The sequence below is a fragment of the Candidatus Avelusimicrobium sp. genome (assembly GCF_050873505.1).
Lineage (GTDB): Bacteria > Elusimicrobiota > Elusimicrobia > Elusimicrobiales > Elusimicrobiaceae > Avelusimicrobium.
Map to the genome: position 1 here is coordinate 56,770 of NZ_JBNMIY010000003.1, position 16,192 is coordinate 72,961.

Annotated in this window: 13 protein-coding genes; 6 read left to right on the plus strand and 7 right to left on the minus strand. The window is 51.6% G+C overall.

All coding sequences use genetic code 11. The features are described from left to right. Window positions 1-42: 42 nt before the first annotated feature. Both ACR0QV_RS02260 and ACR0QV_RS02265 read left to right on the plus strand, forming a co-directional pair. Entirely contained in the window at window positions 43-1,110 is a 1,068-nt protein-coding gene (locus tag ACR0QV_RS02260) for a glycosyltransferase family 4 protein (protein WP_432634362.1), read from the plus strand. Next, the gene (locus ACR0QV_RS02265) at window positions 1,107-2,285 is read left to right on the plus strand and encodes a glycosyltransferase family 9 protein (protein WP_432634363.1); all 1,179 of its coding nucleotides are present in this window, start codon (window positions 1,107-1,109) and stop codon (window positions 2,283-2,285) included. The genes ACR0QV_RS02260 and ACR0QV_RS02265 overlap by 4 nt, the downstream gene beginning before the upstream one ends. On the opposite strand, the gene ACR0QV_RS02270 is transcribed toward ACR0QV_RS02265, so the two are convergent. After that, window positions 2,282-3,796, minus strand: coding sequence for a lipid II flippase MurJ (locus ACR0QV_RS02270; protein WP_432634364.1), 1,515 nt, complete (start codon window positions 3,794-3,796; stop codon window positions 2,282-2,284). The genes ACR0QV_RS02265 and ACR0QV_RS02270 overlap by 4 nt on opposite strands. Before the next feature lie 33 nt (window positions 3,797-3,829). On the opposite strand from ACR0QV_RS02270, the gene gatB reads away from it, so the two are divergent. The 4 genes from gatB to ACR0QV_RS02290 all read left to right on the plus strand — a co-directional run bounded on the left by gatB (window position 3,830) and on the right by ACR0QV_RS02290 (window position 8,157). Further along, a complete protein-coding gene (gene gatB / locus ACR0QV_RS02275) occupies window positions 3,830-5,275 on the plus strand; it encodes an Asp-tRNA(Asn)/Glu-tRNA(Gln) amidotransferase subunit GatB (RefSeq protein ID WP_432634365.1) in 1,446 nt (481 codons plus the stop codon). A gap of 306 nt (window positions 5,276-5,581) precedes the next feature. Beyond that, window positions 5,582-6,091 (plus strand): OmpA family protein, encoded by a 510-nt coding sequence (locus tag ACR0QV_RS02280; RefSeq protein ID WP_428053674.1) that lies wholly within the window; start codon window positions 5,582-5,584, stop codon window positions 6,089-6,091. Window positions 6,092-6,124: 33 nt separating this feature from the next. Then, window positions 6,125-6,829, plus strand: coding sequence for a tetratricopeptide repeat protein (locus ACR0QV_RS02285; protein WP_432634366.1), 705 nt, complete (start codon window positions 6,125-6,127; stop codon window positions 6,827-6,829). 29 nt (window positions 6,830-6,858) lie between these two features. Then, window positions 6,859-8,157, plus strand: a complete 1,299-nt coding sequence (locus ACR0QV_RS02290) for a hypothetical protein (RefSeq protein WP_432634367.1) — start codon at window positions 6,859-6,861, stop codon at window positions 8,155-8,157. A gap of 223 nt (window positions 8,158-8,380) precedes the next feature. Here the strand turns inward: ACR0QV_RS02290 and ACR0QV_RS02295 are convergent, their stop codons facing one another. The 6 genes from ACR0QV_RS02295 to topA form a co-directional block, all read right to left on the minus strand. After that, window positions 8,381-9,199, minus strand: coding sequence for an RDD family protein (locus tag ACR0QV_RS02295; protein ID WP_432634368.1), 819 nt, complete (start codon window positions 9,197-9,199; stop codon window positions 8,381-8,383). Window positions 9,200-9,261: 62 nt separating this feature from the next. Next, the gene (locus ACR0QV_RS02300; protein WP_432634369.1) at window positions 9,262-9,831 is read right to left on the minus strand and encodes a thymidine kinase; all 570 of its coding nucleotides are present in this window, start codon (window positions 9,829-9,831) and stop codon (window positions 9,262-9,264) included. 3 nt (window positions 9,832-9,834) lie between these two features. Then, window positions 9,835-12,033: an LPS export ABC transporter periplasmic protein LptC gene (lptC, locus tag ACR0QV_RS02305; protein WP_432634370.1), complete on the minus strand. Its 2,199-nt coding sequence runs from the start codon at window positions 12,031-12,033 to the stop codon at window positions 9,835-9,837. Continuing rightward, the gene (locus tag ACR0QV_RS02310; RefSeq protein ID WP_432634371.1) at window positions 12,030-13,001 is read right to left on the minus strand and encodes an ROK family protein; all 972 of its coding nucleotides are present in this window, start codon (window positions 12,999-13,001) and stop codon (window positions 12,030-12,032) included. The genes lptC and ACR0QV_RS02310 overlap by 4 nt, the downstream gene beginning before the upstream one ends. Continuing rightward, window positions 12,998-13,885, minus strand: coding sequence for a site-specific tyrosine recombinase/integron integrase (gene xerA / locus ACR0QV_RS02315; protein WP_428053688.1), 888 nt, complete (start codon window positions 13,883-13,885; stop codon window positions 12,998-13,000). The genes ACR0QV_RS02310 and xerA overlap by 4 nt, the downstream gene beginning before the upstream one ends. Before the next feature lie 13 nt (window positions 13,886-13,898). Next, the gene (gene topA, locus ACR0QV_RS02320) at window positions 13,899-16,184 is read right to left on the minus strand and encodes a type I DNA topoisomerase (RefSeq protein ID WP_432634372.1); all 2,286 of its coding nucleotides are present in this window, start codon (window positions 16,182-16,184) and stop codon (window positions 13,899-13,901) included. Between the last annotated feature and the right edge of the window lie 8 nt (window positions 16,185-16,192).

Below are 16,192 nucleotides of genomic sequence, written 5' to 3' on the forward strand. Positions count from 1 at the left end.
GGCCGGGCTTTTTATACGGAGTTTACCTTGCGGATTACTTGTGTGATAGGAACCTTAGGCGGTGGCGGAGCGGAGCGCGTAATGACGTATTTATGCGCGGGGCTTGCCGCGCGCGGGCACCGGGTAACCCTACTTACATTGGATGATTCCGTGCCGGATTTTTACCAAACGCCCGCTTCTGTGGGGCGCGTGCGGGAGCATTTGGGCGCGTTTAAAGAGTCTGGCTTTTGGGGCGGTTTTCCGCGCTTGTACCGTTTAATGCGCGCAGTAGCGGATACACGCCCGGACGTGGTTATCAGTTTTATGACCATTAGCGTACTGGCCGCCTGCTGGCTTTTGCGCGTGCCGTATATTTACGCTGACCACTTGGACGTGCGGCACTTGGAATATTCGCGCAAATGGCAGGTTTTGCGCAACTTTTTGTTGGCGCGCGCCAGCCGCGTAACGGTGCTGTCCGAGCGGGACCGCAAGTTCTTGGCGATGTATTTCCCAAAGTGGCGCGTAAGCGTGGTTTATAATCCAGCAATGCCCGCGGACCCGCAAACCTATCCGCGCCCCGCCTTTTTTGCGCCCGACAAAAAATATGTGCTGGCTGTGGGGCGGCTCGTCAAACAAAAGGGCTTTGACCGCTTGTTGCAGGCTTGGCGGCGCGTGTGCGACGATTTCCCAAATTGGCGTTTGTGCTTGATTGGGGCCGGGCCGGACGAAGCGGAATTAAAGGGCTTGGCCGATACGCTAGATATTCAAGCCAGCGTGCAATTTGTACCGCCCGTAAAAGGCTTGGCGGCTGTTTACCGGCACGCGGATTTGTATGCAATGTCCTCGCGCGCGGAGGGCTTTCCAATGGTACTGCTGGAAGCAATGGCGGCGGGATTGCCGGCGGTTAGTTTTGCCTGCACGGGGCCGGATGTGATTATCCATAACGGCACAGACGGCTTTTTGGTCAAGCAAAACCATACCGACCAACTGGCCGCCAAACTGGCCGAATTAATGGCGGATACCGAAAAGCGCAAACGCTTTGGCGCACAGGCGCGGGCTGTGGTGGAGCGGTTTTCGCTTGATAACTATTTAAACGCCTATGAAAATTTATGTAAGGATGCTGTAAAATGAATTTTGACGAGCCGCATATTAAAATCAGCCTGTTGGATTTAAAGCAAACGCTTGGCCTGCGCGGGCGGGATAGCCGTTTGGTGCGCTGGGCGATGAAGTGGAGCCAAGAAAAAAAGAATTTCCTTTCTAAATTGCGCCACGGGGGCCGCACGGTTCAGCCGGGTGAAAAATTGCGCGTACTGTTTTGGCTGGCCGGCGGATTAGGAGACGGAGCGTGTGCGCGGCGGCTGGTGCTGGCGTACCGGGAGCAAATGCCCAAAGCACAGTTTTTTATTTATGCGCAACTGCCGGATGTAGCCAAAACGCTGTTTGGCGGAGATGATAACACCACTATTTTGGCGGACGGCAAAATTCATTGGGCGGATTACGATTTGGTTGTTCAGGTTTGTTTGACGGCTAAATTTTTGCACGCGGACGCTGCGCGTATCGCGCGATTAGAGCCCACCTTTCTCCCAGCATTTGAGCGCGCGCAGGAAGCCCAAAACAACTTGGGCGAACTATTAGATGACCCGTTTTTAACCGAGGCCGCCTTGGGCCGTTGGCTGTATGCTTGGGGCGGGCGGCGGTTTGATTTACTGTCCTATACGGGCGGGCTTACCTTGCCGCACGACGAAACGCGTCGTTTGAAAACGGAGCCTAAAATTTTGGAAAAATACGGCTTATCCGGCGTGCCTTATATTACCTTTCACGACGGAACGAGTTCCGCGCAAACGGTGGGGGATAAACGCCCCACGCGCGCTTGGCCGGCGGTGCGCTGGTGCGAGTTCTTCCGTTTGTTTAAGCGGCAATTCCCGCAAATTAAACTCGTGCAACTGGGGGGCAAAAACAGCCCGGTTTATGAGGAAGCCGATTTTAATTTAGTGGGCAAAACGCCGCTTTCGGATGTGCCGTCCCTTTTACAAGGGGCCAAGGCGCATATTGATACGGAGAGCGGGCTCGTGCACCTGGCGCAGTATTTAGACGTAAAAAGCGTGGTTATCTTCGGCCCGACGGACCAAGAGTTTTTTGGATATGCTAAAAATATCAATTTAGCGGCGGGGCCGTGCGGCGGTTGTATGTGGAGCACAGCGGATTGGATGTTTGTTTGCCCGCTGGGGCATAAAACGGCCCCGTGTACCGAAGCCGTCCGCGCGCAAGACGCCTTAAAAGCACTCAAAAAAATATTAGTGCGTTAAAAGCGGTTTTTAAACTGGCGCGTAAACAGTGCCCAGTCGCCGCTTTTGCGGGCCAAAAACCAAAGCGCCCCAAGAAAGATAATCCCGCCGAAAAGAAGTGTAAAAAACCCATTGGTGCGTGGCCCGAAAAACGCATATAAGGCCGAGGGGAAAAGCGCCAAAATGTTTACGGCCACTAACCGTGCCGCCGTCCGCAGGGAATACACATATTCCACTTGCGGAAAATGCTTTTTAAAGAGTAAATAATTAATATACAAACTCACCGCACAGCACCCCGCCTGCGTGTACGGGTACGCATACGCGCCGAACGCGCTCATTGTAAACGGTACCAATACGATAAATAAGATAATTCCCGCCAGCGCATAGGGCAGGCTTTCCTTTACCTTCCGGCCCGCCGCCACCACATTGTTTTGCATTAAAATAGGTCCCATAAACCACATCATTGCCATTAGCGGGCGCAAAAAGTTAGCCGCGCCGTGTACATCTTGCGGGGTAAAGTTTCCGCGCTCAAAAAAGAGCGAAATGATTTCCGGCGCGTAAAAACAAGTAAATACCGATAGCGGCGTAAGTAAAAAAAGCACAAAATGCTGGGTGGTTAAAAAATCCCGGTTTAATTGGTTCCAAGCATTTTGGGCGGCGCTTTCAGTTAATTGGATTTTGGAAACATTGGTAACGCGGAGCGTAAAAATTTCAGTCGGCGAGTCGGACAGTTGCCGCGCATAGTTAAGCGCGCTGACCATCCCGGCGGAAAGTCCGCTGAGTAAATAAAGCGGAAGCACGCTGCTGACGATATTCGCCAGTTCAATGGCTTGGTTGCTAACGAGGTTTGCCGTCAATTTTTTGTGCCAGCCTGCGCCGTGCACGCCAAAGGACCAGTTGAGTTCTTTTTTTAGTGCGCATAAAAAGACGATTGCCTGTACCGCATTGGCCGCCAAAAAGCCGTATATCATACTGACTACGCCACAGGTGCGCCCAAAACACAGCAGGCAAATAAAGGGCAGCAGGGCGTTTAGCGGGGTAAACACGGCGGTGGTAAAGCGGCGGTACATTTCCAACACGGCGGTTAAATAGGCGACTAGCAGTTGCAAACCAAATAACAAAAAGCCAAGCGAAATCAGTCCGCGCTCTGCCGTCAGTTGGGCAAGGTCAAAACGGGATAAAAGTTTTCCTAGCGCCACCGGGCAGAAAAACCCCGCCGCCGTCAGCACAGCCGCCAGTAAAATATAGAAATATAAGAATCTGTTTAAAAGGGCCCGCCCGCCGTTTGGGGTTTTGGCGTCCTGCGCCATTGCCTCCGGGATGATGACGGCGGCGTTCATCCGCTGTAAAAATGTTAGTCCAAATCCCATTATCATAATGAGGTAAAAATATACGTCGGTTGTCTTACCCGCGCCGAAATAAAGGGCAATTAAAAGCGCATTGGCAAACGACACCAGTTTCCACGCCAGCGTGGCCCCCACGGCCAGCGCGGCGCCGAAAGAATAGGAAGTGGGCTTAAAAAGATGAACCATATTTGATATTATAATAATTTAGGAGATATTATCGTGAATACTGAATTTGAACCTGTTATCGGGTTGGAAATACACGTCCAACTCGGAAGCAAAACCAAGTTGTTTTGTTCTTGCCCCAACGGCGTGGGCGATGATACCAAGCCCAACACCGCCATTTGCCCCGTTTGCGCCGGACATCCGGGCGTACTGCCCGTACTGACCGAAGGGGCCCTGGAACTTGCGGTACGCGCGGGGCTTTCTATGAATTGCCAAACGAACGAATATTCCTCGTTCTCGCGCAAACATTATTTCTACCCGGATTTGCCCAAGGGCTACCAGATTACCCAAAACGAAGAGCCGATTAACGGCGCGGGCTATATTGAAATTACGTTCGGCCCCAAAGAAAATTTGCAAAAAAAGCGCATTGGTATTCACCACGCGCACTTGGAAGAGGACGCCGCTAAATCCTCCCACTTTGCAGACCACTCTTTGGTGGACTACAACCGCGCGGGCTGCCCGTTGTTGGAAATTGTGTCTATGCCCGATTTGCGCTCGCCCGATGAAGCCTATGCCTATTTGACCGAAATCAAACGCTTAATGCGCTGGGTAGGCGCTTCCAACTGCGATATGGAAAAGGGCGAATTGCGCGTGGACGTGAACATTTCCTTGCGCCCCAAAGGGCAGGAGAAATTCGGCACGCGCGCGGAAATCAAAAATTTAAACTCGTTTAAAGCCGTCAGAGACGCGCTTAACTACGAAATCAACCGCCAGACGGAAATTTTAAACGCGGGCGAACAGGTAAAGCAGGAAACCCGCCTGTGGGATAAAGAAGAACTGGTTACCAAGCCGATGCGCTCCAAAGAGGACGCATTGGATTACCGCTATTTCCCGGAGCCGGATTTGCCGCCCGTGGTGTTAAAACACGACTGGCTGGAAAATGTAAAGGCCCATATGCCCGAATTGCCGGGTGCCAAGGAAGCACGCTTTATGAAAGCCGGCTTGTCCGCTTACGATGCGGGCGTGCTGACGAGTTCGCGCGAAATTGCCGCCTATTTTGAAGAAGTGGTAAAGGGCGGGAAAGTGTCTTTAAAGACGGCCTCTAACTGGATTCAAACCGACCTGTTGGGCGTGTTAAACGCCGAAAAGAAGGAAATCCAAGATTCACCTATTCCGGCCGCCCGCTTGGCGGAATTGCTGGAATTGGTGGAAAGCGGTAAAATCAACCGCAAACAGGGCCGCGAGGTGTTTGACGAAATTTGGAAGACGGGCGAAGCCCCTGCCGCCGTGGTGCAAAAACGCGGTATGGTGCAGGTGAGCGACGAGGGCCAGTTGGAAGCCTGGGCCAAGGCCGCCATTGAGGCCAACCCCAAGGCCGTGGCCGATTATAAAAAAGGCAACAAGGCCGCCATCGGCGCGCTGGTGGGTGGCGTAATGAAACTCAGCAAAGGAAAAGCCAACCCGCGCATTATCAGCCAGTTGTTAGGCAAGTTGCTCGCGTAAGGAGCCGCCCAGCAAAGTTTAAAAAGCCGGCCTCTTTTGGGGCCGGCTTTTTGTGTGGTGTTATTGCCACATGCCTTTGGAATTTGGGGCATTTGTATTTATAAAGTAATTTCTTGTAACAATAAATCCTGGGGCACTGGGCTTCCAGTTCAACTAACCCAAAACAGGGCGTGCCAAACAGCGCATAAAACGCTACCATAAAAACACACATAAAGGCAGCGCGTAAGAGGGGAATTCTATTTGACCCGGGGGGTTAAAAGTTGCTATCATTTATGTGTAGAAGTAAATACCTATTAGGAGAAAGAAATGAAAAACTTACTCAAAGTTGTTTTGGTTCTGGCCTTGGCCGCTGGCTTGACTGCCTGCAAAAAGAACGTAAAAGATGACGCCAACGCCGACCTGACTGCCGGTGCCGGTACCGAAATGGTAATTGAAGAAACCGAAACGGTAACGGAAGTTCCCGCCCAGGAAGTTTCTTTGGGTGTGGTGCATTTCGCTTTGGACAAATACAGCCTGTCCTCCGATGCCCGCAAAATTGTAGAAGCCAACGTGAAGGCCATTAAAGCCGCCGCGTCTGCCGCTTCCTACCAAGTAACCGTAGAAGGTAACTGCGACGACAGAGGCACCATCGCTTACAACATCGCCCTCGGCCAAAAACGCGCCGACGAAGTGAAAGCGTATTACGTGCGCCTCGGTATTCCGGCCGCTAACATTACCACCGTATCTTACGGCGAAGAAAAACCGGTCTGCTACGAAGCCACCCAGTCCTGCTGGGCGCAAAACCGCAGAGCCGATACGTTGCTTAAAGTCAACTAATCGCTTGTTTTGAATAAGGAGCCCGGACCCAAAATGAAAAATGTTACTAAACTACTTTTTATGGCAGGTTCGGGCTTTTTGTTGTCCGGCTGCATCGCCAGCGAGCGGGATATGAGTACGCTCAAATTGCAGTTGCAAGAACTTAACGCTACGATTGTGCAAATGCAATCCAACCAAGCCGAACTTGCCGGAAAAATGGACGAACTCAACAGCAATTTGTCCGCTTCCAACGAAAATTTGGCCCAGGTAGATGAGCAAATTAACAAATTGTCCGCCAAGTTGGACGATTTGTCCGTTTCTGTCCGTACGGCTCCCGCCGCCGCGGCCCAAGCGGAAAATGCACAAGCCGCCCAGCCAGCCGCCTTGTTGCCCTCGGATTTGTTTGCCGAAGCCAAAAGCCACTTGGATAAAGGCGCTTACGAGCCCGCCGCAATGGGCTTTAAACTCTACATTTCCAAATACCCGGACAGCGAAAACGTGGAACAAGCCTATATGTATATGGGCGATGCGTACATTGCCGCGGGGCAAACCAAGCCCGGGGCGGTTGCTTACGCCACCTTGCTGCAAAAATTTCCGAAAAGCAAATTAATTCCGTCGGCGCGGTTGAAATACGCGCTGTCCATTGTGCCCCTTGGCAAAAAAGACGAAGCCAAACGCTATTTGTCCTCCGTTGTGCAGGATTTCCCGGCTTCGCCCGAGGCTAAAAAAGCCAAAGCCGAGTTGGCCAAAATCAAATAAACGCGTGTAACGCGCGGTTCCTTTTTATTATGAAAAAACTGTTTTCCCTTTTACTTATTGCAGGGGTTCTTATCTCTTTTGCGGGGCGCGTAATGGCGGCCCAGCCCAAGACGGATGTGTATATCGGCATTACCTCGGTGGGGGATAAACGCCTGCCCGCTATCGGTATGCCGCCCTTCCGCTATACGGACGAAAAGGCCCAGCCCGCCGCCGTGCTGGTGCACGACGTAATGCGCGCGGATTTGCTGTTTGCCCGCTATTTTGACGTTACCGAGGACGGCCCGGCCTTTAACTCCCAGCATTTAAGCCAGCAGTTAAACCAATGGGGCGCGGCTCACGCCAGTTATTTGCTGGCGGGCGATATCACTTATGCGGCCCCGTACTTTACAATTAAAATTTACGTTTACGATATTTCTACCCGCACGTCCGTTTTTGCCAAGGCGTTCAAAGGAACCGAAAGCAGCCTGCGCAGACTGGCGCATATCGCTTCGGACCAGATTGTCTCTGCTTTAATGGGCAAACGCGGCATTGCCGATACCAAAATTGCTTTTGCCAATAACTCCACCCGCCACAAAGAAATTTATGTAGTGGATTACGACGGCGAAAACTTGCAGAAATTAACCAACGATAAGAGTATTGCCATTTTGCCTCGCTGGTCCAAGGACGGCAAAATCTTCTACACCACTTATAAATATAAAAACCCGGATATCTTTGCGATTGACTTGCGCGCAGGGAAAATCGCCCCGGTGATTATCCGCGGCGGCTTGTCGCTTATCGGCGGCGTTTCGCCTGACGGCAAGGCCTTGGCCTTTACCAGTTCCGGCGGCACAAACCCGAGCATTTACATTTATAACTTGGAAACGCACGCCAAAACCCGCATTACCAATAAGGCCTCGGTGGACGGTTCCCCGTCCTATTCTCCCGACGGCAAGTATATTACTTTTGTGTCCAACCGCGCGGGCAACCCGCAAATTTATGTAATGGAACTCGCCACCGGCGAAACCCGTCCGCTGACGAAAACCTTTAACTGGTCCGACAGCCCCCAATGGTCTCCCACCGGGGAGTGGATTGTGTTCACGGGGCGTGAATCGCCCTATCACCCGATGGATATCTTTTTGGTGGATTTAACGGGTACGCAAATCCGCCGCTTGACCACCGATGCGGGCTCCAATGAGGACCCGACTTGGTCGCCGGACGGCCGCTTTATCGCGTTCACCACCACGCGCAACGGCAAACGCCAGTTGTATATGATGGATATGGACGGCAGCGCGCCGCACCTGCTCGCGGACTTAAAGGGCGACTCCTTTACACCGCATTGGAGTTTTTAATTTAGTTGGAATATATAAAACCCCCCGGGGCTTTGTGGCTCCGGGGGATTTTTATGCGCAATTTGGGTACAAAATGAGGGGTGTTATGGGGGGCAGCGCTCCAGCCCTCTGGTGCGTCCGCCCAATAGTGTATTTATCCTGGATTTCATTGGGATTGAAAAGTGCCCATAAAAAACCGCCCCCAGCAAAAATGCCAGGGGCGGTGTGCTATATTAAATACTTGTTATTTGCAGACGGAAAGCCCCGTTTCCTCGCAATCGGCGTTGGGGTATTCCTCGCAGCAAGCCTCTTTGGAGCCCTTGGGCAAAAAGATAGTATAGGCGTCATCGTTGACTTCAAAGGAGGCTCTCAAACCGTCCTCGTCTTTGGAGTACCAGATGTCGTTGATATCCATATCTTCCATTTCAGCATTGTCGTCAATAGCCTGCATCATAATAACGGCCTGACCAGCCTTGGTGGCAGGATTTTCCTGTGCAAGCGCACCGACGAGCAACAACGCGCCCAAGCCCAAAATTAAGAACAGGCTGATAATAGCCAACCACCACGGGTGGGACGGGGTATCGGGCAGTTCGTCCCCGGGTTGAAAGTCCGCGCGGACGACATACGTTTCCGCAATGTAATCGTGTAAGGCGCGTTTGCGGTTGGTAAGCCCGGCCATTACATACCCGATGTAAACGGTAACATAGGACAGAATTTTGGCAAAGGTGCGGCCCGTCGCGCGGCCAAAGCCGATGCGCCCGCCGTCTTTACCGATTACCTTAATGCCCATAATGCGTTTGCCGAAGGTGGCCTGTTTGGCGCCGCTTTCCAGCAAGGCAAAGTAAAGCCAGTACGAAATAGCGCCCAATACTTGCCACAAAATGTAAATGGCAACCATTACCGCCAGCGTTCCGGCGGTGGTGTCTTCGGTGGCTTGGCTGAGTTTTACGCCCTGCCAAATCATCAGCGGTACGCAAATGATGGCTGGCGGAATAGCCACTAAAATAGCGTCAATCACAAAAGCGACGGCGCGTTTCCAAAACCCGATATACGGTGCGTTCATAGTTTTTTCTCCTTTTTATGCGGGCCGTGCGTTTTAAAATGCGTTTAACGGCCCCAAATCACTTATTTGCGCGGCTTTTTGTAGCAGCGGCGGCAACGGGCCTGATAGGCGTCTGTCGTGCCTACTACAATGCGCTTTTTGTCTTTGCTGATACGTTGCGTAAAACTGGCCGGGTTGCCGCATTTGGTGCAAACCGCCAAGTTTTTGGTAACGTATTCAGCCTGGGCCAAGAGGGCGGCGGTTACTTCAAACGGTTCGGCGCGGTAGTCGGTATCTAACCCGGCTACAATCACGCGTTTGCCGGCCTTGGCCAGTTTGTTGCATACTTCTACAATACCAAAATCAAAGAAATTAATCTCGTCTATGGCGATAACTTGCGTGTCTTTGTCCACCAGCGGCAAAATTTCGGCGGACGATTTTACACACGTGGCCGCCACCTTGTTTTGGTTGTGGCTCGTAATGCTGTCAATGCCGTAGCGCGTGTCAATCTTGGAATTAAACAACTGCACCTTTTGCCGGGCGATAAGCGCAATGCGCACGCGGCGGATGAGTTCTTCCGTCTTGCCGGAGAACATACACCCGCAGATTACTTCTATCCAACCTTGTTTGTGATATATTAACGGATTAGCCATTTTTTAATCTCTTAAATCTCCTTGTCCGCGCCACGGATACCAATAGGTATCTTCGGGCAGTTGGGCTTGGGCGCGTTTATCGCCCCCGCACAAAATGTTAATGCGGAACGCAAACGATAAGTTTTGGTTGCGGTCGCGCACGGTAAATTCCAGGCGCGCGTCGTGGAAATCGCGCGAAACGCGCACCAGTTTATTAAAGCCTATTAAACTCCCGCGGAACAGTACCGCGTCTATCCCCAGGTCCGCAAACCATTTGCCGCTGGCGGGGCGGATACCCCAAGTGGTGGTAACGGTGTAGCGGTCGGAATTGGTTTCGTACTTGGAACCGGGGTCAATATAGTCGGCAAAGTTGTTGAGCCCTAAGCCGATTAACTGGTTTTTATAGACAAAGTTGGACTGGGCGATAAAACTGACGTTCTTTTCCTCCAAGTCGTACTGGTCCTGCACAAAGAAACTGACCGCGCCGTCGGGCGAGTTATATCCCCACTCCAACAGGAAAGGCTCCACGCGGGATTTTAAGTGCTTCCAGTTTTGCTCGTAGCCGAAGCCGTCCTTTAAACTGTATGTATAGTCCGAAAGGTCAAAGCCCGTTTTAAAGCGGACATAGGTGTTAAAGGTCGGGCGGTAATAGTTGGTTAAATACAGGCGGTTCTTTTCAATGCCTTTGTCGGGCGAAACCTGGTCCGAGGTAATGGTACCCGTGGAAAGGCGTTTGGTAAATTGGTAGCCAAAGTCCGTAGAGCCCAAAAAGGTATGCGTCTGCATATTGAGTTCCGTGCCGATACGGCCTACCCAGGCGTCCTTGCCGTCCTTATATTGGCTGTCGGCAAAGGTAACGGTTTGGTCGTAAAACACCTGCGGCGTAAACGTCAGCCCGCGGGAAAGGCGCAGGGACTTTTCGGTCGTCCACTTGGCGTGGGCTTGGCGTTGATACGGGCCTTCCTCGTTGGGAATACCGTTTTTGTATTGCAAGGTAGAGGTATTGTTAAAATCCATTTCCAGGCGGTGCGCGGCCTTTAACAGCGGGTCGTTAAACGGCAGCAGCGCGTATTTGATTTCCGGCAACACACGCTTTTCCGCCATAAATTCCTTTTTGTTCCAGTCAAAAATATCCTTTTGCTGGTAACTCACGCGCAAGGTGGAGCGGCGGGTTTGGCGCGCCAAGGAGAAGTTGGTCTCTTGGTCCGGCATAAAAATATACGGGTTGCCGCGGAAGAAGGTGTCATAAAAATACGGGTCGGACACCATACGGAACTGCGTTTGAAATTGGTACAGCGCGCCGGTGGGGTTATTGAAATGGTCGGACGAGTCGTACATTTCCCACCAGTAGCCGCCCTGCACGCCCCAGCGTTTCGTGCTGGCGAGGTCTATTTCGTCGTTATCGGCTTTGTCGTTAATGTAATACACTTCGCCGCTTCCGCGCAGGGTGTCGGATTGCACGGCGGTCAGTTCGCCGCCAAAGCCAAACGAGGATTTGGTATAGTAGTCCAAATTCAGTTTAGGGCGCAGTTGCAAAAAGGGCTGGAAGACGGTGGACGTCATAATACCAAAGCCCGTTTTGTTGCTTTGGGTAAATTCTACATAAGTGGTCCACGGTTTTTGGGAATCCAGCGAACGCCAAAATACGGGCAGATAAAATACCGGGAAGCCGTCCAAGCGAAGTACAGCGTTGGTGCCGAACACGCGCTTTTGCGGCGAAACGGTCAATTTGCCGACGGAAAGCGTATAGTGCGGGGCGGCTTTATCACAGCAGGTTACGGTGGCCCCGCGCAGGGTTTGCTTGCCGTTTTGCGAGGACATTTCCTTGGCGGATAAAATGCGCAGGGGGGGATATTCGGTGGAAATATTTTCCGCCGTAAAATCTTTCGTGGTGTAATTAACGGAAATATTATTCCCTTCCAATACGCCGCCCAATCCGTCTTCCACCTTCATCGGGCCGACGGACGTAATTTGCGTGTTGGCTTGGTCCAGCGAAATATTTTCGCCCGTTACGGTGCGTTTTTTGCCGTCTTGGGTCTTTTGGATGACGGTTACGTTGCCCGAAAGATTTACTTTTTTGTCATTGGGTTCCACGGTGGCTTTGTCAGCCGTGAAATAGACGAAGGCGTCGCTGTCGGGCGCGGGCAAAACATTGTCCGAGCCCCATCCGGGCACGACGAAACACAAACAAGCCAGCAAGAACAAAGGAGAAAAGCGTTTCATTGTAAATTTTCTTTTTGGGCGCGGTAAATGGCGTACATTGCCGCCCCTACTCCGCCGATGTTGGGGTTTTGCGAAACAAGCAGTTTCAAGCGTTTAAACGGCGTTTTGAACGGCTGTGCGTCCAATACGCGTTTGACGGCGGGCATAAAATATTTAGCCGCGCCGGACACGCCGCCCGTCAGCACAATGGTATCTACGTCTAGCACGAGCATAAAGTTGGAAAGGCCCACACCCAAGTAATACCCGGTATCTTCCCACACCTTTAAAGCGGCCTTACAGCCTTTTTCGGCGGCGCGGGAGACGATTTCTATTTTAAAATCCGCCTCTTCTTTAACCATTTGGGCCAAAATGGAATCGGGATAGTCCACTATTGCGTCATAGACCCGGCGTTTAATGCCAATCGTGCCGACAAACGCTTCCAAACACCCGCGCGCTCCGCACCCGCATAAGGGGCCGGTGGTTAAATCGGCAATTTTTGTGTGTCCGATTTCGCCCGCGGTACCGTTGGAGCCTTGGTAAAGTTCTTTATTGATAATCATCCCGCCGCCTACACCCGTGCCCAGCGTAACTACGAGGACATTGGTGCCTTGGCGTTTTAAATCGGCTTCATATACGCCCCAAGCGGCCAAGGTGGCGTCGTTGGCGATAACGGGGCGGATACCCGTATGCTTAAACAGTTGTTCCGCCATTGGCCAGTCGGTAACGTCTTTAAATTTTAAGTTGGGGTTATAGCGCAGAACGCCGTTTTGGTTGTCCACATCTCCCGGAGCGCCCACGGCCACGGCTACGCGCTGGTCTGCAAATTCCTTTTGGATAGCGTTGATAAAATCGCCGATTTGCGCAATAAAGCCCTTGGAACCCTTGGAATAATCCGTTTCAATTTTTTCTTTGCGGAAGATTTCCCCGTGTTCGTTCATTACAAATAATTTAACAAAGGTTCCGCCGATATCTACGCCTACGCCAATCATAAATTCTCCTTACTTTCCGGGTGAGCGTGGTTATACACGCTTTTTAATTTTTCAAGCGATACGTGGGTGTAAACCTGCGTAGCCGCCAAACTTTTGTGTCCTAACATCTCTTGTAAACTTCTTAAATCACAGCCGTTATTCAGCAAATGGGTGGCAAACGAGTGCCTTAAACTGTGCGGGGTAACCTTGCGCGCCAAGTGCGAACGGATGGCCGTATTTTTAAAAATGTACGCCAAACCGTCCCCCGTCAGCGGTTTGCCATTTTTGTTTAAAAAGAGCGCATCATCCGGCTGGGGGTTCTTGCGCTGGGCCAAATAGATTTTTAAGGCGTTTAACGCTTCATCCGTTACAGGCACCAAACGCTCCTTGGACCCTTTACCAAACACTTTTACCAAGCCGTTAAAATAGTCCACATCCTTTATGCGCAGGCCCGTTACCTCGCTGCGGCGCAGACCGCTGGAATACATCAGTTCAAAAAGGGCCTTGTCCCGCGCGGCAAAATGTTTGCTGTGGGCGGCGGTGTCTAACAGACGGTCCGTCTCCGCCACGGATAAAAATTTGGGCAAAATCTTTTGCCGTTTGGGGGCGGGCAGCAGTTTGAACGGGTTGCGCTCCAACTTGTCCTCCGCCAGCAAAAACGCCGCAAAACTGCGCAAGGAAGCAATCTTGCGCAAAATAGTATTGCGCGCGGGATCCTCGTGCGTTTGCAGGGCGGCTAAAAAAGAACGGATATTGGCGGAAGTAAAATATTTTAAATCGTTTTGCTTCCGCGCCTTAAAAAAGGCCAAAAACTCCTGCAAGTCCGCGTGGTATGCACGGATAGTGTGGAACGAAAAATTTTTGTTTTCCAAGCGCTTTAAAAACGCGTTAATCCACTCTTCCATATTTTGTTGCCCGTTATTTGGTTTGGGCCGTCTTGGCCGCGTGGGCGGCCTTAATCTGCGCGATTTCCTCGGGCGTTACCGTTACAATCGTTTTGCATTTGGGATAGCCGGAGCAGCCCAAAAATTCCCCGCGTTTAGAGGTGCGCAATACCATCGGCTTGCCGCATTTTTCGCACAGGCGGTCCGTAACAATCGGGCCCGTGGAAGCCACCTTGTGCCCTTCGGCGTCCAAGGAATATGTATTTTTGCACTTGGGGTAAGCCGAGCAGGCCAAAAATTTGCCTCTTCTGCCGGTGCGGATAACCATCGGCGCGCCGCATTTGTCGCAGACTTCATCGGTTTTTTCGGGTTGGACCTTTTCGCCGGAACTCGTCAAATTGATTTTGCCCTTGCACTCCGGGTCGCTGCAAACGAGATACTCGCCGAAGCGGCTTCTCTTTTTAAGCATCATTTTGCCGCAAATCGGGCATTTTTCGTCCGTTTCCTTGGCGGCGGGGCGTTGCATCCCCTTGTCGGCTTCGGCCAGTTCTTGCTTAAAATTGCCGTAGAAGTCAGAGAGCAAATTGACCCACTTTTGGCTGCCTTCGGCCACTTTATCTAATTGTTCCTCTACACCTGCGGTATAGGAAAGGTCCATAATTTCCTTAAAGAAATCCTTTAAACTGTCCGTAACCGTAATGCCCAGGTCCGTGGCGACCAATTTACTGGTTTTGGGTTGGCGCGCAATGTATTTGCGGTCCAAAATCGTTTTAATGGTCGGCGCGTAAGTGGACGGGCGGCCGATGCCGTGCTTTTCAAGCGTTTTAATCAAACTGGCTTCGTTATAGCACGGGGGCGGGGTGGTTTTGTGGTCCTTGGTTTTGATATCTAACAGTTTCAGTTCGTCGCCCTCGGCAAGTACCGGCAGTAAAGCACTGGCGTTTGCGTCGTCGTTGGATGCGTCGTCATCCTGGTCTTTATAAATGGATAAGTAGCCCGGAAATTTGACCGTGCGTCCGCTGGCGCGGAGCATACATTGTTTTTCCTCGCCCGAAGCAATATCAATAGAAACCGTATTGAAAACGGCGTCAGCCATTTGGCTGGCCACAAAGCGAAGCCAAATCAGTTCATACAGTTTGTACTGGTCGGAGGTTAAATAGGGCTTCATTGCCTGTGGCGTGCGGCGCACGTCGGTGGGGTGGATAGCCTCGTGGGCTTCCTGCGCGCCCATTACTTTGCTTTTGTAAACAGGCTGTTTGGCGGGCACAAAGGCCGGGCCGTATTTCTCGCCGATGAACTTTTTGGTTTGCTCCTGCAACAGTTTGGATACGTTGAAGGAGTCCGTTCTCATATAGGTAATAAGACCGATGGTCTGGCCGGAAATTTCAATACCTTCGTAAAGGTGCTGGGCCGTCATCATCGTTTTTTGGGAAGGAAAACCCAATTTGTTGTACGCATCCTGCTGCATAGAACTGGTAATAAAGGGCGGTTTCGGCTTTTGCTTTACTTCCTTCTTTTCCACCTTGGCTACCACATTGGGGCCCTTTCTTAACAGGTCCGAAAGCGGAGCCAGTTTTTCCGGCTTGTCAAAAACGGTGGTTTTAACTTTATAATCTTCGGCAAACAGTTTATAAGTGGTGGTTTGCTCCACATTTTTGCCCTGCCATTTGGTTACACGCGCCCAAAAGGACGGTGCGGCGTTGGGCTTTTCAAACTGGGCGCCGATGGTCCAGTATTCCTGTTCTTTAAATTCGGCGATTTCCTTGGCACGTTCGGCCAGCAACCGCACGGCTACGGACTGCACGCGCCCCGCGGACAAACCGGAGGTAATCTTCTTCCACAAGAGGGGGGATAATTTATAGCCTACAATGCGGTCCAAAATGCGGCGCGCCTGCTGGGCGTTGACGAGGTTGTCGTCAATTTTGCGGGCGTGCGCAAAGGATTCCTTAATGGCCGAGGGCGTAATTTCGTGAAAGAAGATACGCTGATAGCGGTCTTTGGGGAGTTTTAACAGTTCTACCAAGTGCCACGCGATGGCTTCGCCCTCGCGGTCAGGGTCGGTAGCAAGGTAAATTTCGCTGGCGTTTTTGGCCGCGGCGGTCAGTTCGGCAATCAGCCGTTTGGCGCGCTCCACTGGTACGTAAGTGGGGTTAAAGCCGTGTTCAATATCTACGCCGATATCTTTGGAGGGCAAATCGCGCACGTGCCCAAAGGAACTGCGCACAATAAAATCGTTTCCTAAAATTTTGCTGATGGTTTTCTGTTTTGTGGGAGACTCCACAATAACCAATTTTTTACCTTTTACATTGGTGCTTGCCATAATTCACT